Here is an 18653-nt window from a genome sequence, read left to right on the forward strand (position 1 = left end):
CTGCCAGCGCTTGTATTCATTCCATTTCAATGCTTTTTGATATTCAAATCAAGCATTGACAAGCGCAAGCAGCTCTCTTTTTAAGAGCAAACGCTAAAGAGTCTTCACTATGCAATTTCCCGAGTCCTGGTTGCGCGAATTCTGCAACCCACCCCTGAGCACCCAAGAACTGGCCGACACCCTGACGATGGCAGGCCTGGAGGTCGAAGAACTGCGCCCCGTGGCACCGCCTTTCACCAAGATCGTGGTGGGCGAGATCAAGGAGGCCGTGCAGCACCCCGACGCCGACCGCCTGCGCGTGTGCCAGGTGGACGTAGGGCAGGGTGCCTTGCTCAACATCGTGTGCGGCGCACCCAATGCCCGCGTGGGCATCAAGGTGCCCTGCGCCATGGTGGGCGCCGAGCTGCCGCCCGGCGACGATGGCAAGCCTTTTCTCATCAAGGTGGGCAAGCTGCGCGGCGTGGAAAGCCAGGGCATGCTGTGCTCGGCGCGCGAGCTCAAGCTGTCGGAAGACCATGGCGGCCTGCTGGAGCTGGACGCCTCGGCCCCCGTGGGCCAGGACATCCGCGAGCACCTGAACCTGGACGACACGCTGTTCACCCTGAAGCTCACGCCCAATCTGGCGCATTGCCTGAGCGTGTATGGCATTGCCCGCGAAGTGTCGGCCCTGACGGGCGCGCCGCTGAAGCAGCCCACGTTCCCCGCCGTGGGCGCCCAACTGGCCGACAAGCTGCCCGTGAAGGTGAGCGCTCCGGACCTGTGTGGCCGCTTTTCTGGCCGCATCGTGCGCAATGTGAACACCCGCACGACCACGCCGCAGTGGATGCTGGACCGCCTGGCGCGCTGTGGCCAGCGCGGCGTGTCGCCGCTGGTGGATATTTCGAACTATGTGATGTTCGAGTTCGGCCGTCCCTCGCATATTTTTGACCTGGACAAGATCCACGGCGGCCTTCATGTCCGCTGGGGCCAACCGGGCGAGCAGCTCAAGCTGCTCAATGGCAACACCATCACCGTGGATGACAAGGTGGGAGTGATCGCTGACGACAACCAGGTCGAATCGCTGGCCGGCATCATGGGTGGTGATGCGACGGCGGTGTCTGACGACACGAAGCACATCTACATCGAGGCCGCTTTCTGGTGGCCCAAGGCGGTGGCAGGGCGCTCGCGCCGCTTCAATTTCTCGACCGATGCGGGCCACCGCTTCGAGCGCGGTGTGGACCCGAGCCTCACGGTGGAGCACATCGAGCGCATCACCCAGTTGGTCATCGACATCTGCGGCACGCCTGATACCGCGTGTGGCCCCATGGACGACCAGTCGGTCAACCTGCCGGTGCCACAGCCTGTCACGCTGCGCGTGGCGCGCGCCGCCAAGGTCATCGGCATGCCGCTCACGCAAGAGCAGTGTGCGGGCGCTCTGCAGCGCCTGGGCCTGCCCGTGGTGCAGGGCGAAGGCACGCTCACCGTGACGCCACCGGCCTACCGTTTTGACATCGCGATCGAGGAAGATCTGATCGAAGAAGTCGCGCGCATGGTGGGCTACAACAACCTGCCCACCACACCACCCCTGGCCCCCATCACGCCCAAGCTGGCGCTGGAGGCCACGCGCAGCCCGTTTGCCGCGCGCCGCGCCCTTGCCGGGCTGGGTTACCAGGAAACCATCAATTTCAGCTTTGTGGAAGATCGCTGGGAGCAGGAACTGGCGGGCAACGCCCAGCCCATCAAGCTGCTCAACCCAATTGCCAGCCAGATGAGCGTCATGCGCTCGACGCTGTTGGGTTCTTTGCTACAAGTTTTGAAGTTCAACCTGGACCGCAAGGCCGAGCGCGTGCGTGTGTTCGAACTGGGCCGCGTGTTCCTGCGCGATGCAACCGTGCGCAACACTGACACGACGGTGGAAGGTTTTCATCAGCCCATGCGGGTTGCCGGTATCGCCTATGGCCCGGGCGACATGCTGCAGTGGGGCCGCAAGGAGCAGTCCATCGACTTCTTCGATGTGAAGGGCGATGTGGAAGCGTTGCTGGCTCCGTTGCAGGCGAGCTTCGAGCCCGCCACCCATCCCGCCATGCACCCTGGCCGCTGCGCCCGCGTGCTGGTGCAAGGCCGTGCCATCGGTTTCGTGGGCGAGTTGCACCCGCAGTGGCGCCAGTCCTGGGATCTGCCCCAGGCCCCCGTGATGTTCGAGCTGGAGCTGGACGCCGTGCTGCAGCGTGTGGTGCCGCAGTTCAAGCCCGTGGCCAAACACCAGGCCGTGGAGCGCGACCTGGCCGTGGTGGTGGCAGAGCGCGTAACGCATGCCGACATCATGGCGGCGGTGCAGCAGGCCGTTCCCGGCGCCATGCTGCGCTCGGCCGTGCTGTTCGACGTGTACCGCCCCAAGGCCCTGCGTGCAGGGGAGGAAGCCCCTGCGGGCGGCTTGGCGCAAGGTAAAAAAGGCCTGACTGTGCGGCTGATTTTGGGCCGTGACGAAGCCACGTTGACGGAGGCCGAGATCGAGGCCACCGTGCAGGCTGTGGTGGCGCAGTTGGCAGAGCGCACGGGTGCAAAGCTGCGTGTTTGATGATGTTCAAAGGGGGGTGATGCCATGATTGAATTTGCCGTTGAAAGCCTGGAGACACCGGCGCTGACCAAGGCCCAACTGGCGGACTTGTTGTTTGATCAGATCGGGTTGAACAAGCGCGAGTCCAAGGACATGATTGACGCGTTCTTCGACCTGATTGCCCAAAGCCTGGTGGAGGGCAAGGACATCAAACTCTCAGGCTTTGGCAACTTCCAGATCCGCACCAAGGCACCACGCCCTGGGCGCAATCCGCGCACAGGCGAGGCGATTCCGATCAAGGCGCGCCGTGTGGTGACCTTTCATGCCAGCAGCAAGCTCAAGGAGCAGATCCAGACAGCGGCTGTTGTGTGAACTTTTGTCGATTTTGTTGCCAAGATGAAATGGATGGCTGGCGAGATCTGCGTGTCTGCAGTACGCTTGTCGGCTTTCCGGTTTGAATCTGCATTCCATGGGCACCACCCTTCCTTCCATCCCTGCCAAGCGATACTTCACGATTGGTGAGGTGGCGGAGTTGTGCGGCGTCAAGCCCCACGTGCTGCGGTATTGGGAGCAGGAGTTCACGCAGTTGCGCCCCATGAAGCGGCGAGGCAACCGGCGCTATTACCAGCACCATGAAGTGCTCATGATCCGCCGCATCCGGGATTTGCTGTACGACCAGGGCTTCACCATCAGCGGAGCCCGTAACCGCCTTCAGGAGCTGGCGCATTCCGCGCGCGGCGAGTCTGAGGAAAATGCCTCGACCGAGTCTTTCGAGAACGAGTTGCCAAGCATGTTGGTGGATAGCGCGCGTGATCTGTCGATTGCTGCAACAGGCTTCGCACTGGACTCCAACGCAGTACGCAAAGAATTATTTGAGATTCGCGCGCTGCTTTCTCCGAACTGAGGTTTTTTCTGCATATAATCTAAGTCTTGTCGGCGTGTAGCGCAGCCTGGTAGCGCACTTGCATGGGGTGCAAGGGGTCGCGAGTTCGAATCCCGCCACGCCGACCATTGATAGCAAAAGCCCAGAATCGAAAGGTTCTGGGCTTTTTTGCTTTTCGTCTTTCGAAAGCAAAGCGCCCACAGTGGGCCAACAAGGATCTTCATGATCGATGGACTGGTGGCCGGAAGGCTCTATGGAGACACCGAGCAGCGCTCCGACAAGGCGGGCAAGACGTTCACGCTGGCCAAGGTGCGGGCCACAACGGCAGATGGGGAGCTGTTGTTCGTCAACGTGATTGCGTTCGACGCGCAGGTGTGTACCGCCATGCAGGGCTTTCGGGAGGGCGATTCTGTGGCCTTGTCAGGCAGCCTCACCCCCCGTGTCTGGACCGACAAACAAGGCAATGCCCGGCCTGCGCTGGACATGGTGGCGCACCGGGTGATTGGTGTGCCCGATGTTGAACACGGGCGTTGAACTTCCTTGTGACCAAGGACTCCACATACACTCATTGTCCTATGGTCCACAACCGCCGCCTCCGCCTGATCACAGTGTGTCTCGCACTGATCAGTCTGCTGTTCATGCAGCTGGCGGTGGCAAGCTATGCCTGCCCGGGCGCGCAATCTTCCTGGATTGCTGATAGGGCGGCCATGGCCGAGGCGGGAATGCCTTGCGCCGAAACCATGTCGCTGCGCATGGACGGCGAGCAGCCCCATCTGTGCCAAGCCCACTGCCAGGCAAACCAACAAACCGCAGACAAGTACGAACTGCCTGCGCTGGCATCCGCAGCCCTGGCGGACATCGCCTACACGCCCTTCATTGCACCAGCCGTATCCGAGAAAGCGCCTGTTCAGTCGCCGCTCTTGATGCGCTCCACAGCCCCGCCTTTGGCCGTGCAGCACTGCTGCTTTCGCATTTGACATCCCAGACCGTCTGAGCGTTGCCTGAGGCACTTCGAGTGCCCCGGCAGCTTGTTCTTCGTTGTCTGGAGATGACATGTCTTGTTTGCCTTTGGCCCGCTGGTGGGTCGCTGCTGCCATGGCGGCAGCCTTGATCGTGCCCGCCTGGGCCGGCACATCCGATGAACCCCTGACCCTGAGCGAAGCGCTGGCCCTGGCTGCCGTGCGGTCGCAACAACTCGTGGCCAACCGGGCCGCGGCGGCCGCGTCGCGGAACATGGCCGTTGCGGCGGGCCAATTGCCAGACCCCATTCTCAAGCTCGGTGTGGACAACCTCCCGCTGAACGGGCCGGACCGGCTGAGCTTGTCGCGCGACTTCATGACCATGCGGCGCATTGGTGTGGCGCAGGAGTTACCCGGCGCGCAAAAGCGCCAACTGCGCACTGAGCGCTTCGAGCGCGAAGCCGATCTTTTTGTCGCCCAAGGCCAGATGAGCCTGGCCAACCTCCGGCGGGACACTGCTCTCGCATGGATCGAGCGTTACTACACCCAGCAGATGCGGGACTTGGTGCTGCGACAGATCGAGGAGACCAAGGTCCAGGTCCAGTCGGTCGAGTCTGGTTTTGCCATTGGGCGAAGCAGCCAGGCCGACGTGTTTGCAGCGCGGTCTGCCCTTGTCCTGCTGGAAGACCGCTTGAGCACGGTGAACAAGCAGCAACAAAACGCTGCCTTGACTCTCGCCCGATGGATAGGCCCGGACGCCGAGCGGCCGGCCGCCGATGCCCCAGCCTGGCAGGCGAGCCCGCTTGAAGAGGGTCGGCTGCAGGAGCACATCCTGCTCCATCCCGATCTGCTGGTGCTCAAGGCGCAGGTGGATGCCGCCCAGGCCGACTCGCGGCTGGCTGAGGCCAACAAAAAATCCGACTGGAGCGTCGAGGTGATGTACGGCCAGCGCGGCTCTGCGTACTCGAACATGCTCTCCGTCGGCGTTTCGATTCCCTTGCAATGGGACCGGGCCAACCGGCAGGACCGTGAACTCGCGGCCAAGCTGTCCATGGTGGACGAAGCACGCGCCAAGTACGAGGACATGCTGCGAAGCCATGAAGCCGAGGTGCGCAGCCTGCTCAATGACTGGCAAACCGGCAAGAGCCGGGTCGTTCGCCATCAGGGCGAGCTGATTCCTTTGGCTAAACAGCGCTCACAAGCAGCGCTGACGGGATATCGCACAGGCAAGGTAGACCTTGTCGCTGCCCTGACTGCACGCCGCGATGAGATCGACGCTCGCATGCAGGCGCTCTTTGTCGAGATGGAAACAGCCAGGAGCTGGGCCCAACTGAACTTTCTTTCCCCCAGCGACAACCTTGCCACGCCAGCCCAGGAGAAATCATGAGAAAAACCCACATCCTCTTGGCCGTCGTCCTGGTGCTGACGGTTGCCGCTGGCGGCTATGCCGCCTTTGAAATGGGAATGCGGCGCGGCGTCGGCATGGCCGCCCCCGGCGCAAATGTTTCCACGCCAAGCAATACCACCACGCAAGCCGCTGCGCTCGTGGCACCAGGGGCCGTGCCCCAGAGCATTGCTGAAGGCGAGGACGCCACCCGGCGCCATATGGCAGCGGGCATCCAGGCCGGACAGACGGACCCGGCCAATGGACGCAGGATTCTGTACTACCACGACCCCATGGTGCCGGGCAACAAGTTCGACAAGCCCGCGAAATCCCCCTTCATGGACATGATGCTGGTCCCCGTCTATGCGGATGGCGATGCCGATCAGGGCAAGGTGAGCGTGAGCCCACGTGTCCAACAAAACCTGGGCGTGCGAACCGCCGTCGTTGCCGAAGGCCAGTTGGCACCACAGGTGAATGCTGTTGGCAGCATTGCCTTCAACGAGCGCGATCAGGCCACGATCCAGGCCCGTGCCACCGGTTATGTGGAACGGCTGCACGTGCGCGCCACACTGGATCGGGTTGCCAAGGGCCAGCCGCTGGTTGAGCTCTTTGTGCCCGAATGGGTTGCGGCGCAGGAGGAGTTTTTGTCCCTCCAGCGCATGCAGGGGAACGATCTCGCAGGTCTCGTCGATGGTGCGCGTCAGCGCATGCGGCTGGTTGGCATGAACGACGCGCAGATCGCGCTGGTGGAGCGCACCGGCAAGACACAAGCGCGTACCACGGTCTTCTCGCCCATTGCCGGAGTGGTGACTGAACTGTCGGCCCGCGAGGGGATGACCGTCATGGCGGGGGCGCTGCTTTTTCGCATCAACGGGCTGTCTTCCGTATGGGCCAATGCCGAGGTTCCCGAGAGCCAGGCAGCGCTGGTGCGGCCAGGTGCGATGGCGCGTGCGCAAAGCCCTGCAGCACCCGGCGTTACATTCGAAGGACGGATCCAGGCCATCCTGCCCGAAGTCAATGCAGGTACGCGCACCCTCAAGGCGCGCCTGGAGCTGGCCAACCCCGGCTTGCGGCTGGTCCCCGGCATGTTCGTCTCGATGCAGTTCATGGACGCGCAGGGAGATCGCGCGCTGTTGGTTCCGACCGAAGCCGTCATCCAAACCGGCAAACGCACAGTGGTGCTGGTTGCCGAAGACAACGGCAAATTCAAGCCGGTGGAGGTTCGATCCGGTGTCGAGTTCGGCGGCCAGACTGAGGTCAAGAGTGGCCTGCAGGCCGGCCAGCGTGTTGTGGTCTCCTCGCAGTTCCTGATCGACTCCGAGGCCAGCCTCAAGGGGGTGGAAGCGCGCCTGAATGAAACGCCAGCACCGGGCGTCAGCGCTGCAGCTTCGCGCCATGAGGGCGAAGCACAGATCGTGTCCATCGACAAGGACTCCATCCTGCTGTCGCACGGCCCCATCCCGTCCATCCAGTGGGGGCCGATGACCATGGAGTTCAAACCGCCGCCACCGAACGCGCTGCCGCGCCATCTGGAGAAAGGCGATCACGTCACGATCGAATTTTTCATGGACAAGGACGGGTTGCCCCAACTCACGCGGGTGTCACCGCTACCGACACCAGCCCCAGGAGCCAAGAAATGATCGCCCGGCTGATCCGCTGGTCCATCGTCAACCGTTTCCTGGTACTTCTGGCCACGTTGATCCTGGGCGCGTGGGGCGTTTATGCCTTGCTCCGGACGCCGCTGGACGCATTGCCCGATCTGTCGGACGTGCAGGTCATCCTGCGCACCACCTACCCGGGCCAGGCGCCGCGCATCGTCGAGAACCAGGTCACCTATCCGCTGACCACGACGATGCTGTCTGTACCGGGGGCGAAGACCGTGCGCGGCTATTCGTTTTTTGGGGACTCGTTCGTCTATGTGCTGTTCGAGGATGGCACAGACCCTTATTGGGCGCGCTCGCGCGTGCTGGAATACCTTAACCAGGTGCAGTCTAGGCTACCGGCTGCGGCCAAGGCTTCGCTCGGGCCCGATGCCACTGGAGTGGGTTGGATATACCAGTATTCCCTGATCGATCGCACCGGCACCATGGACTCGGGCCAACTGCGGGCCCTGCAGGACTGGTTTCTGAAGTACGAGCTCAAGACCGTGCCCAACGTTGCTGAAGTCGCTTCCGTGGGCGGCATGGTGCGCCAGTACCAGATCGTGCTGGACCCCGACAAGCTGGCCGCCTACGCCATCCCCCACACGCGCATCACCGAAGCTGTGCAAAGGGCGAACCAGGAAACCGGCGGCTCGGTGTTGGAGCTGGGGGAGGCGGAGTACATGGTGCGCGCGTCGGGCTACCTACAGTCACTGGAGGACTTTCGGCAGATCCCGCTCGTGACCACACCGGCGGGTGTCTCGGTGCGGCTGGGCGACGTGGCACGCATTCAACTGGGCCCGGAGATGCGCCGTGGCATTGGCGAGCTCGACGGTGAAGGCGAAGCCACGGGCGGCATCATCGTCATGCGATCGGGCAAGAACGCGTTGGAGACCATAGCGGCGGTCAAGACCAAGCTCAAGTCTCTGGAAGCCAGCCTCCCCAAAGGCGTGGAAATCGTGCCGGTATACGACCGCTCCAGCCTGATCGAGCGCGCCGTGAAGAACCTCTCGTTCAAGCTGCTTGAGGAGTTCCTGGTGGTTGCAGCCGTGTGCCTGGTTTTCCTGTTCCACCTGCGCTCGGCTTTCGTGGCCATTATCTCGCTGCCCCTCGGGATCCTGGCCGCATTCATCGTCATGCACTACCAGGGAGTCAATACCAACATCATGTCGCTGGGTGGTATCGCCATCGCCATCGGCGCTATGGTTGATGCCGCCGTGGTCATGATCGAAAACGCCCACAAGCACCTGGAACACTGGACGCATACGCATCCAGACCGGAAGCTGGAGGGCGAGGAGCGCTGGCGCGTGATCGGCGACTCGGCAGCCGAAGTGGGCCCCGCCTTGTTCTTCTCCCTGTTGATCATCACGCTGTCTTTCATCCCCGTTTTCACGCTGGAGGCGCAAGAGGGCAGGCTGTTTGCCCCCTTGGCGTTCACCAAGACCTATGCCATGGCCGCCGCGGCGGGCCTGTCGGTGACGTTGATCCCGGTGCTGATGGGTTACCTGATCCGAGGGCGCATACCCGACGAGAAGGCCAACCCGCTCAATCGCCTTCTGATCGCGGTGTACCAGCCCCTGCTCAATGGCGTGCTGCGGGCGCCCAAGCTTACGCTGGCGATTGCCGCCGCCGTCCTGGTCGTCAGCCTGTGGCCGCTGCAACACATTGGAGGCGAGTTCATGCCAAGGCTTGATGAGGGGGATGTGTTGTACATGCCCACGGCCTTGCCGGGCCTGTCGGCAGGCAAAGCAGCGCAGCTTTTGCAACAGACCGATCGCCTGATCAAAACGGTGCCTGAAGTGGCGAGCGTCTATGGCAAGGCTGGCCGTGCCGAGACGGCCACCGACCCGGCGCCGATGGAAATGTTCGAGACCACGATCCAGTTCAAGCCGCGCGAGCAGTGGCGAGAAGGCATGACGCAGGACAAGCTGGTGGAAGAACTCGACCGCATCGTCAAGGTACCCGGCCTGGCCAACATCTGGGTGCCGCCGATCCGCAATCGCATCGACATGCTGGCCACCGGCATCAAGAGTCCGGTGGGGGTCAAGGTCGCTGGAACAGACCTTGTGGAAATCGACCGCATCACAACGCAGATCGAAAAGGTGCTCAAGGACGTGCCAGGCGTCTCCAGTGCCTTGGCAGAACGGCTCACGGGCGGGCGTTATGTAGACGTGAACATCCGCCGTGATGCCGCCGCCCGGTTTGGGCTGAACATTGCCGATGTGCAGTCGGTGATCGCCTCGGCCGTAGGGGGAGAGAACATCGGCGAGACAGTCGAAGGGCTGCAACGTTTCCCCATCAACGTCCGCTACCCCCGAGAAACACGTGACTCTTTGCAAAAGCTGCGCAGCCTGCCCATCGTCAGCCCCCAAGGCGCTCGTCTGCTGTTGTCCGATGTGGCGGATGTGCGCATCTCTGACGGGCCACCCATGCTCCGAAGCGAAAACGCCAGGCTCTCGGGCTGGGTCTATGTGGACATTCGTGGCAGGGACCTGCGCTCGGCCGTGCAGGACATGCAAAAGGCGGTGGCGCAGGAGATTCAGTTGCCCTCGGGCTACTCGGTTTCCTGGTCCGGCCAGTTCGAGTTTCTGGAGCGTGCCACCGCAAAACTCAAAGTGGTGCTGCCGTTCACGCTGCTGATCATCTTCGTGCTGCTGTACCTGACGTTCCGCAGCATCGGGGAAGCGCTGCTCATCATGGCCACGCTGCCGTTCGCCCTGGTGGGAGGTATTTGGCTGCTCTATCTGCTGGACTACAACCTTTCCGTCGCTGGCGCGGTGGGTTTCATCGCGCTGGCCGGGGTGTCTGCAGAGTTCGGCGTGATCATGCTGCTGTACCTCAAACATGCCTGGCAGAGCCGTATCGACCAGCAACGGACAGCACCTGCAGACCTGCTGGACGCCATTCGCGAGGGCGCAGTGCTTCGGGTGCGGCCCAAGGCCATGACGGTAGCCGTGATCCTGGCGGGCTTGCTGCCCATCATGTGGGGAGCGGGTACAGGATCGGAGGTGATGCAGCGCATTGCTGCGCCGATGGTTGGCGGAATGATCACCGCGCCCTTGCTGTCCATGTTCGTCGTCCCCGCCGCCTACCTGCTCATGCGCCGTACCCGCAAGGGTGGCGCGGCGCTCCGGATTACTTCATCAATGTGAGGATGACGTCAAATGTGCGTGCCGCTTCGTCATGTAGTGGGTCTGGTGGGCGGGGGGGCTCGCAAACCCAAAAACTGAGCGGGCAATAAAAAACCGCCCCGAGGGGCGGTTTTTATAGGGGAAACCCCATTTTTTGGTGCCGGAGAGATGAATCGAACACCCGACCTTCTCATTACGAATGCGACGACATATGTCGTTTTTCCTAGGAGAAATCGAAGAATTTCCTGAAAATGGCACAAATTTGGCACTTTCACGGATTCGGAGTTACATGGGTACGATTACAAAGAGAGTCGGAAAGACAGGCACCTCGTACAAGGTTCAGGTACGGCACAAGGGCTTCCCTCCCCAGACTGAGACCTTCAGCACTAAGGAAAAAGCAAAAAGGTGGATGAATAGTGTTGAGAGCGCAATGGAGGACGGTCGGTTCGTCAACACGAAAGAGGCTTCGACAACTACCCTAGAGCAAGCCTTGATCAGGTACGCGACAGCTGTGATTCCGAGCAAGGCATATCCTGAGAAGGAGATGTCTTTCATTCGACATTGGTTGGCGCAGGGGGTCGCGAAAAAGGCTCTGGCCAACTGCCGAAGCAGCGATTTTTCGTTGCTGCGCGATCTTTGGCTCAAGCAGGGTGACAAGCCCAGTTCGGTCACGCGCCGGCTCGCAGTGATTTCCCATGTTTTCACTGTCGCCCGGAACGACTGGAACTATGAAGGTCTCAACAATCCTTTGTCCACCGTCACCAAGCCGAAAGTTGACAACGCGCGGGAGCGGACCGTAAAAGACAGGGCTGCTTGCGAGGACGAGTACGCGGAAGAACTGGAAGAACTGGAAGAATCGGAAGATGATGTTGAAGACCCCACCGATCGCGCCAACATCATGGGGGAAGTCGACCTTTTGGCTGTAAATACTGACTCAAAGATGCTTCCCCGAGCAATAGACTTTGCCCTGGAAACTGCCATGCGTCGTAGTGAGCTGGCATCGCTACGGTGGGCGAATGTGCAAATGAGAACGAGGGTGGCACGCCTGCCGAAAACAAAAAACGGTACAGCACGCGATGTCCCGCTGTCACCCAGAGCACTTGACATCCTTCGTAGCTTGCGATCGGACGTGTTGGACGAGGAGAGGGTGTTTCCGTTAACTCCCGATGCCATCACGCGCGCGTTTCGGCGTGCGCTAAAGCGTGCGCGTGAGGTCTATGTCCAGGAATGCATTGCCGCCAGTCGCCCGCCGGATGAGACGTTTTTAGTAGGGCTACGATTCCATGACCTCCGTCATGAAGCAACAACGCGTTTAGCAAAGATCTTCGCCATGCACGAGTTGGCGAAAATCACGGGGCACAAAAGCTCCAAGATGCTTCTGCGCTACTACCACCCGAAAGCGTCAGATTTGGCAAAGAGATTCGAAGAACTTGCCCCATAGTGGCGTTGCTGCGTATGCCGGTTTTGATTGGCCATCATTCTCGTGTTGCTTGACCAAGTGCGGTGATGACCGTCGGCGCCGACAGCGGCTTTGCAGCGGAAGGAGTCAATCACAGTGACACCAATTCTGTCGCTGGCCGACTCTGAATCGGTTGATTGAAGGCTTGCCACGGTTTCTCGATCCGCAAGCGGCTCTCAGCGTCAACAAGTAGCGGCCAGCACCAATTCAGCCACCGCTGCGACATCAGCCGACGATTAGACAGTTCGTGCCGTGACCTTCCCTGCCTTAGCGAGAGGCCTCTCAGCAGGGTTGGCCAAGTAAGGAAGGTAGCGGCTTGCCGTAAGCCAGGAGATGCCGAAGGCGATCAGGCCGGCCGTCTCTCCGTACCAGACAAGGCGCCTGATTTCGAGTGCCAAGAGGTAGTTCAGACCCATCGCAAGCGACGCGACCGCAATGACGACGGCACACGCGAGATAGACCCACTGGCGACGCTGCGCCTCCGGATATTGGAGCCGTTGCTTTTTGTCGCCAGCGCGCGTGTAAAAGATCAAGCAAAAGGCGATGAGAATGATAAAAAGGACGCCCGCTGCCCCTCCGTGGACTAGGGGCACGTCACCGACTTCTCGGGCGCAGGCTTTCAAATCCTGGCTCACAACGCAGTTGCAAGGGAACAGCGCGACGCATACTGCGGCCAAGGCAGCGACCTTAGCGAGGATCATCTCGCCCTTGCTGTAGCCGTTGTACGCGACGAGGAATGCCGCGATCGCGAACAAAAAGCCCAGAAAGATTGTTTGAGCCCAGCCGCCTTCCCAGTAGGAAGCGCTAATGGAGTCTAGAGCCCTTGTCGAGAACGCGTTCGTTAAGGTTCCGAGTGTCGTGGCGACAACTCCAACCATCAGCTTGAGCGTCTGCTGGTCGATCTCCGGCCGATTCGGATCTTGCATATCCATCTCCAGTTTGCAACACAAGGCGAATGGTCTAGTGATCGAGTCGCCATGCGCGCGGCGACCACAAATCGACCTCGGACCGACTGGCGAATTATCAGTCGTGCTGAAGCACCCGGACTATGCCCTTAATCATTTCTGCGGATAGGGTGTTCCCGAGCGCGGCTCGGCGAGTTACGCGGTAAAAGATGGCCTAGCGGTACAGCGGTTTCGATCCTATACCGCAGCTGTGCCTTCGCTCGGTTGCGACTGGGTTGCTGTAGTTCGTCGTGGCTCGTTCTCAGGCGCCCCACTGACCGGTGCCGGTAGCGCTGCTGCCATGAACCGCGGGGAAGGCGGTGGACGCATTCGAACGACTGCTCGCGCCTGCGTCCATCTGCTGCCGCCCCTCCGCGGGCATTCGCGCTGACTAACCGAGTTACCATTCGCCAGCGACTGCGGACATTTGCTGAAACGGATTCGACAGCCTCTGCCTGTCAGGAGGCAACCCATCAGGGCGGCTGCTTGCCTCCAATCAATGGCGCACTGGCGCTCATCGGGTTAACCACGAAGGTTTGATCCGTTAGGACTGTCACACAGTGCCATTACTTTTCAAGAATTTGATAGCGCTGTACCCGTCAAAAACTGGATGCGCCCTAAGCTGGGCGGCTTCGTCCGTTAGGGTTCATACGTACAAGGATCACGGCGAGGTTCTTAGATCATCTCAGAATTGATAAGTAACGAACAATTGGGTTCGTGGCACGTCGCTCCGAACTCATCGGCATGCACTACAGGAGAAGGTCGATGGTGAACGCAATTGTTTCGTCGGATACGTTCAAGTTCCTCGATATTCGATCCGAGAAGCGGCGGTCAGCTGAAGATCGCCGCTTCACTATCGATCGCTCGGACCTCAAGTTCCCGCAGACCGATTTCGAGAAGGCCCTCGTGGCGCTAAAGCGCACGGGTGGCAGCTACGCTAAGGAAATGAGCACAGCCGCCGGCATGCAATTCTTGCCAATCGACCAGGCCTTTGTCGACAGGGTGACGGCGGTTACCAGGCTACTCGGCGACCGGTCGCTGACGCCAGAGCAGGCCGCTAGCAACATCGTCGCGCTCATACCGCGAGCCGCCGATATCCAGGCGCAATTGATCAATCCTGCGGCAGCTGTCTGGGATCGCTACGTTGCCTGTGTGATCGCTCAGAGCGTGGGCAGTGACAAACCGGATCAGCAAGATGGGGCCCTGGCAGAGGCAATCCGTGCGGCAGCCCTGCTGTTCCTGCTGCGCGAACAGGGCGACGCAGACGTTCACCCGTCCTGCTTCCTGATGGGGTCGATCCGAATTGGCCCCGACTTAGTCGACGTCGAGCAACTGCGTCGTGACTGCAAAGCAGAGGGACGCGGCAAGGGCGACGATACGGCGCGTCTCTCGCAGGATTCGGCGGTCGAGGAGGTTGTACAACTGGAGCTCGCGCTGGGCGAGCTGCGCAACTTCCTGACCACCTGGAGCGCTGCGCCGCCGCCGGCGCCAGCCGCGCCCGCTCCACCCGTAGCCGCGGACGCGGTCATTACCAAGACGTTCCCCGGAGACCTCGCCTCGATTCCGAACGCTGTAGTGTCGGCCTCGACCCAGGCGCTGCTTACCCGCGACTACGGCGGCACGGCCGGGGTCAATTCGATCGACGGGGTTGACCTGCCAAGGACGATTGCCCGAATCGACCAGCGCCTGCGAGACGCGGGCGAGCCGCTGTTTGCGCTCGCCTCGAGCCAGGACATAGCGTCGGCGACTCAGCAAATGCGCCTGCTTGGACAGGAACTGGCCCGCTCGAAGTCTTGCAGCCTCGACCCGGCGAAGGTCGCGCGGCTACCGCTTCTGCTGCCGACGCCGATCCTCGGGCCGGTGCTGGTTGGCGGCACGTCGGCGCCGTCGAGTATCCGAGCACTTGGCGTCGGCGATCTCAAGATCGTCAAGCAGACGCTGCTCCGCTACGACGCCGGCGAGGTCGCACACATCGAGAACGTCCTGGTCGGGCAGTCGAAGGAGCGGCTGCATTCGGTCAAGCAGTCGACCGAGGAGACCTTGTTCGTCTCGACCGAGCGATCCGCGTCAGTCGAGAAAGACCTGCAGTCGACCGACCGATTCGAGCTCGCCGAGGAGACGCAGAACACGATCAAGCAGGAGCGCGCCAACGAGACCGGCGTCACGATCACGGCATCCTACGGCCCGGTGTCGGTATCGGCGAACACTCGCTTCAACGACTCGAGCAGTCAGGAGCAAAGCAGCAAGGTGTCGCGGAAATTTGCACGCGAGACAGTCAACCGCTCGGTCGAGAAGGTCGAGCAAAAGGTACGTGAAGAGCGCACCCGCAGGACGACGCTGCAGGTCGAGGAAACCAATCGCTACACCCAAGAGGCGAAGACAAAGAATATCGTCGGTATCTATCGCTGGGTCGACAAGGTCTACCGGGCGCGGGTGCACGTCTACGGCAAGCGAATGATGCTCGAGTTCATGGTTCCCGAGCCAGCTAGTGTGTTCCTGCGCAGCCGTACATTTCGTCCGGACGACCCGGGTGCGGTAACGCCGCCGGACGCGCTGGCGTTCGGTCCCAACGACATTACTCGTTACAACTACACCGGCCTTGCCGCGCGCTACGGCGCTGAGGTGGAGGCGCCGCCGCCGCCGCTGCGCGAGATGCACATGACCCTGCGCTCCAACACCGATACGCAACCGAGCAAGATCGAAATTACTGAGGGGTGGGTGGCGATTCGAGCCTCTGGCTCGGCGGCATGGCTGGCTCAGCCCAATGGGTGGCTAATGCTGCAGGTTGGCCACGCCCAGTGGGAAGGTGGTGCCCCGTCTTGGCCACCGCAGTCGCTTGGCGATGTTTCGGGCGAGATACCAGTAGCGGTCACAACTAACCGCATCTCCGCCTACAACGTGATGGCCAGCGTAGTCGCCGTTCCGACGCCCCGCCTCGAGGAAAAGTGGCGGCTCGACACCTACAAGGCCATCCGCACTGCCTACGAGCTGCGGTTGTCCGAATATCGCGACTACCTTGCCTCGCAGCGCCAAGCCGAGCTCAACCTCGAGGTTAGCCAGGATGCTGAGAGCCGGGCGATCGAGCGCCGGGAACTGCAGCGTAGCTGCATCGAACTGTTGACGCAGCAGCATTTCGACACGCTCGGCGCAATCACTAACAATCCCAACAGCGGCTGGCCGGAAATCGACTTTGCTAAGGCCGCAGCGCAGGGCGAGCGCGTCGGCTACTTCCAGCAAAGCTTCGAGTGGGAGCAGATGACCTACATCTTCTACCCCTATTTCTGGGGTCGCCAATCCGAGTGGAAGGCGATGCTGGCCAGCAGCGGCGGCGATGCCCTGTTCGGCAGGTTCCTGGCTGCGGGCTTCGCGCGGGTGGTAGTGCCGGTTAAGCCGGCGCACGAGAGCGATGTCGCCTATTTCTTGGCGACAGGGAGATTGTGGCAGGGTAGCGAGCCGCCGACGATCGGGGACCCACGCTATGTCGACATTCTCGACGAGATCAAGGAAAGTCTCGACGCGCCCGACGAGGGCTCGCCCGAGGGCGAGCCCTGGCAATTCAAGATCCCGACCTCACTGGTGTTGCTCGATGAGAGTGAGAAGCTGCCGTCCTGGCCCGAGCAGCCCGGCGGGCTCGGCACCTTCACGCCATCAACTGCGACTTGCGATGGCGTTCCATATAACTTAGCGCAATGGCCTGATGCCCAGGCGGTGCTAGTAGCCATCCGCAAGCTCGGCTACGCGATCCCCGAGGCTGGCGACGCCATCGCGACGCTGCGCAAGGCGCGCGGCACCATTCGCGCCGTGCAGACGCGCTTCAATCAACTCGGAGCCGCCGAGGTCGTTGGGCGGCCGCTTACCATCGACGGCGATCCCGGTCCGTGCACTCTGCGCGCACTAAGCTACTTCACCGCTCTCCTCCACGACGGGAAGTGGCCCGGAGTCGGATAGGCGTTTGATGCGCCGCTACTTGTTCTGCGCGGGGATGGATTACTTCCATCCGACATCCCGCGAATACCCAACCTACGCCGACCGCCGCGCGGCGCAGTTGGCAAAGGCTGCGCCGCGCGGCGAGGCGCTGCGGTTCGACATCTTCGACATGGCGCGCGGCACCAGGACCATCCGTCGCGTGGCCTGGAGCAACGGCAAACCCCGGGAGTCGCGGGAAGAGCTGAAGGTCGCGCGCCCGGTCGACGTTGCACGTGATATGGTGAAGGGTCAGACAACGCCGCACGGCGTTATGCACGTACTCAAAGATGGCCGATTCGACCTGATGTCGATCACTCAGGTCTACGAGGCCGGGATCGGGATTGGTACTGACGAACCGGGTACGTTGCACGAGTTCAGCATCTTTTCGCATTCTTACGAGAATGGACCGATCCTGCTCAACAGCAACGATGACCGCCTGTTAGCCGTGCCGCCTCGCGGCGCCACAGCGGCACAGGCGAGGGCGCTGAAGATAAGAGGGTTGATGCGCGATCCCGACGACAAGGATTGCCGCGCGCAATATGACTTCGCAGCCCCAACGATGGACGAGGCGGAGTTGGCCGCTTTCCACCAAGCCTTCGCCAAGGCTGGCCGATGCTGGGTCTGGGGCTGTACGTTCGAGTACGAGGCCAACACGCTGCTGAGTGTGTTCCGCCGCGCGTTGGGGGACCGAAAGGACTTCGCTAAGGACCCAACGATCGTTGTCAAGCTGCGGACGAGCGAGGAAGTCGAAGGTGTCCTGGCATTCAATACCTGGCTTCGTCTCGACCCTGCCGTACTGCGACGCAAGCTCCAGTTCAATATCGGCTATTCCGCGCTCAAGCAATTGATGTGGCGCAAGCTCACGTCGACCTACCCCTATGCCGCCGCAGTTGGCCTGCGGGTCCCAGTCATTGGCGCCGCCTATGGCACTTTCGCCGAGCCGGAGGGGACTCAAGGGCTGATGCGCGTCAGTGGTAAGACCAGTGCCAACGTAACCTTCTACAAACAGCACTTTGGCATGAAGATTGACCCGGAGCGTCGCAATTACTTCGTCTTCACCCACGACATGAAGCCGCAATGAGCGCGGGTTACCGCGTTATGCACGGCAAAGGGCATTACAAGAAGCCAACATGCGCATGATAGAGCGACAAGCTGGATCGAGTTGGGAACCATCGTTGGCTGACGGCAGAAGCGGGTGTCAGGCTAACCGCGAACGGCAGAAATCAGCCTGAAGGCGCCGCGCGCGGAGCTGGCTCTGCAGCGGTTGCTGCCGGTCGCCCGGCCCCTTTGCCAACTTACGCTAACTGCCATCAAGCAGTCGCTGGATCCGGCTACGTTGGGCGGCACGATAGTCAGCTATTTGGTATGCAGCGGCCGAAGGACTTGAGCGTGGTGCAGCACAGCCGACGTTGAGCGGCCCTGGCTGCGGCTCATAGACTATCTGTAGCCAGCCCGTTCAACTGCACCAGGAGCGCCCCCTTGACCTCGCCATTTGACAGCCAGATTCTCGACAGCAAGACCAGCAACGCACTCACCAATTCGGCCACGTTCGCGATGTCGCTGGGCGCGAGGGAGCTTTTCCACACCAACTTTCTCGGGTTCCTGCTGGAGTCCGACCGCGACGAACTGAAAGGCCTTCAAGTCGCTTTGCGTCAGGCACTGAGCTTCGAGGTGGCCCAAGGTGAATCGCCCCGGTTTTGAACTGACCCCCAGAAGTTGGACAAACTTCAAGGGGTTTCATGAAGAAGTAT

13 protein-coding genes and 1 tRNA gene are annotated in these 18653 nt (G+C 61.4%); 13 read left to right on the forward strand and 1 reads right to left on the reverse strand.

Annotated elements, in window-relative coordinates:
- Positions 1–109 precede the first annotated feature (109 nt).
- The 10 genes from pheT to Q0105_RS20365 all read left to right on the forward strand — a co-directional run bounded on the left by pheT (position 110) and on the right by Q0105_RS20365 (position 11974).
- Positions 110–2557, forward strand: a complete 2448-nt coding sequence (gene pheT / locus Q0105_RS20320) for a phenylalanine--tRNA ligase subunit beta (RefSeq protein WP_298214522.1) — start codon at positions 110–112, stop codon at positions 2555–2557.
- Between the two features lie 24 nt (positions 2558–2581).
- Entirely contained in the window at positions 2582–2908 is a 327-nt protein-coding gene (locus Q0105_RS20325) for an integration host factor subunit alpha (protein ID WP_298214524.1), read from the forward strand.
- A 97-nt stretch (positions 2909–3005) separates the two neighbouring features.
- The gene (locus tag Q0105_RS20330) at positions 3006–3440 is read left to right on the forward strand and encodes a MerR family transcriptional regulator (RefSeq protein ID WP_298214527.1); all 435 of its coding nucleotides are present in this window, start codon (positions 3006–3008) and stop codon (positions 3438–3440) included.
- Between the two features lie 30 nt (positions 3441–3470).
- Positions 3471–3547: transfer RNA gene (locus Q0105_RS20335), tRNA-Pro, on the forward strand.
- 94 nt (positions 3548–3641) lie between these two features.
- Positions 3642–3953, forward strand: coding sequence for a single-stranded DNA-binding protein (locus Q0105_RS20340; RefSeq protein ID WP_298214529.1), 312 nt, complete (start codon positions 3642–3644; stop codon positions 3951–3953).
- A gap of 41 nt (positions 3954–3994) precedes the next feature.
- Positions 3995–4396, forward strand: coding sequence for a hypothetical protein (locus Q0105_RS20345; protein ID WP_298214531.1), 402 nt, complete (start codon positions 3995–3997; stop codon positions 4394–4396).
- 118 nt (positions 4397–4514) lie between these two features.
- A complete protein-coding gene (locus Q0105_RS20350) occupies positions 4515–5765 on the forward strand; it encodes a TolC family protein (RefSeq protein ID WP_298214533.1) in 1251 nt (416 codons plus the stop codon).
- Complete coding sequence (locus Q0105_RS20355) at positions 5762–7402, forward strand: efflux RND transporter periplasmic adaptor subunit (RefSeq protein ID WP_298214535.1); 1641 nt, start codon at positions 5762–5764, stop codon at positions 7400–7402. Before Q0105_RS20350 ends, Q0105_RS20355 begins: the two co-directional genes overlap by 4 nt.
- Positions 7399–10554, forward strand: coding sequence for an efflux RND transporter permease subunit (locus tag Q0105_RS20360; protein ID WP_298214537.1), 3156 nt, complete (start codon positions 7399–7401; stop codon positions 10552–10554). Before Q0105_RS20355 ends, Q0105_RS20360 begins: the two co-directional genes overlap by 4 nt.
- Before the next feature lie 190 nt (positions 10555–10744).
- Positions 10745–11974 (forward strand): site-specific integrase, encoded by a 1230-nt coding sequence (locus Q0105_RS20365; RefSeq protein ID WP_298214539.1) that lies wholly within the window; start codon positions 10745–10747, stop codon positions 11972–11974.
- Positions 11975–12228: 254 nt separating this feature from the next.
- Here the strand turns inward: Q0105_RS20365 and Q0105_RS20370 are convergent, their stop codons facing one another.
- On the reverse strand, positions 12229–12918 hold the full coding sequence (locus Q0105_RS20370; protein WP_298214541.1) for a hypothetical protein: 690 nt from the start codon (positions 12916–12918) through the stop codon (positions 12229–12231).
- 783 nt (positions 12919–13701) lie between these two features.
- Here Q0105_RS20370 and Q0105_RS20375 point away from each other — a divergent pair.
- The 3 genes from Q0105_RS20375 to Q0105_RS20385 all read left to right on the forward strand — a co-directional run bounded on the left by Q0105_RS20375 (position 13702) and on the right by Q0105_RS20385 (position 18603).
- A complete protein-coding gene (locus Q0105_RS20375; protein ID WP_298214543.1) occupies positions 13702–16884 on the forward strand; it encodes a hypothetical protein in 3183 nt (1060 codons plus the stop codon).
- A 7-nt stretch (positions 16885–16891) separates the two neighbouring features.
- On the forward strand, positions 16892–17983 hold the full coding sequence (locus Q0105_RS20380; protein ID WP_298214545.1) for a hypothetical protein: 1092 nt from the start codon (positions 16892–16894) through the stop codon (positions 17981–17983).
- A gap of 398 nt (positions 17984–18381) precedes the next feature.
- A complete protein-coding gene (locus tag Q0105_RS20385) occupies positions 18382–18603 on the forward strand; it encodes a hypothetical protein (RefSeq protein ID WP_298214546.1) in 222 nt (73 codons plus the stop codon).
- The last annotated feature ends 50 nt before the right edge of the window (positions 18604–18653 follow it).

Origin of the sequence: Acidovorax sp. (assembly GCF_027492855.1) — a bacterium.
In the GTDB taxonomy this organism is placed as follows: Bacteria; Pseudomonadota; Gammaproteobacteria; order Burkholderiales; family Burkholderiaceae_C; genus Acidovorax.

Coding starts and splice junctions, on each gene's coding strand:
- pheT (WP_298214522.1), top strand. CDS start 110: ATGCAATTTCCCGAGTCCTGGTTGCGCGAATTCTGCAACCCACCCCTG.
- Q0105_RS20325 (WP_298214524.1), top strand. CDS start 2,582: ATGATTGAATTTGCCGTTGAAAGCCTGGAGACACCGGCGCTGACCAAG.
- Q0105_RS20330 (WP_298214527.1), top strand. CDS start 3,006: ATGGGCACCACCCTTCCTTCCATCCCTGCCAAGCGATACTTCACGATT.
- Q0105_RS20340 (WP_298214529.1), top strand. CDS start 3,642: ATGATCGATGGACTGGTGGCCGGAAGGCTCTATGGAGACACCGAGCAG.
- Q0105_RS20345 (WP_298214531.1), top strand. CDS start 3,995: ATGGTCCACAACCGCCGCCTCCGCCTGATCACAGTGTGTCTCGCACTG.
- Q0105_RS20350 (WP_298214533.1), top strand. CDS start 4,515: ATGGCGGCAGCCTTGATCGTGCCCGCCTGGGCCGGCACATCCGATGAA.
- Q0105_RS20355 (WP_298214535.1), top strand. CDS start 5,762: ATGAGAAAAACCCACATCCTCTTGGCCGTCGTCCTGGTGCTGACGGTT.
- Q0105_RS20360 (WP_298214537.1), top strand. CDS start 7,399: ATGATCGCCCGGCTGATCCGCTGGTCCATCGTCAACCGTTTCCTGGTA.
- Q0105_RS20365 (WP_298214539.1), top strand. CDS start 10,745: ATGTCGTTTTTCCTAGGAGAAATCGAAGAATTTCCTGAAAATGGCACA.
- Q0105_RS20370 (WP_298214541.1), bottom strand. CDS start 12,918: ATGCAAGATCCGAATCGGCCGGAGATCGACCAGCAGACGCTCAAGCTG.
- Q0105_RS20375 (WP_298214543.1), top strand. CDS start 13,702: ATGGTGAACGCAATTGTTTCGTCGGATACGTTCAAGTTCCTCGATATT.
- Q0105_RS20380 (WP_298214545.1), top strand. CDS start 16,892: ATGCGCCGCTACTTGTTCTGCGCGGGGATGGATTACTTCCATCCGACA.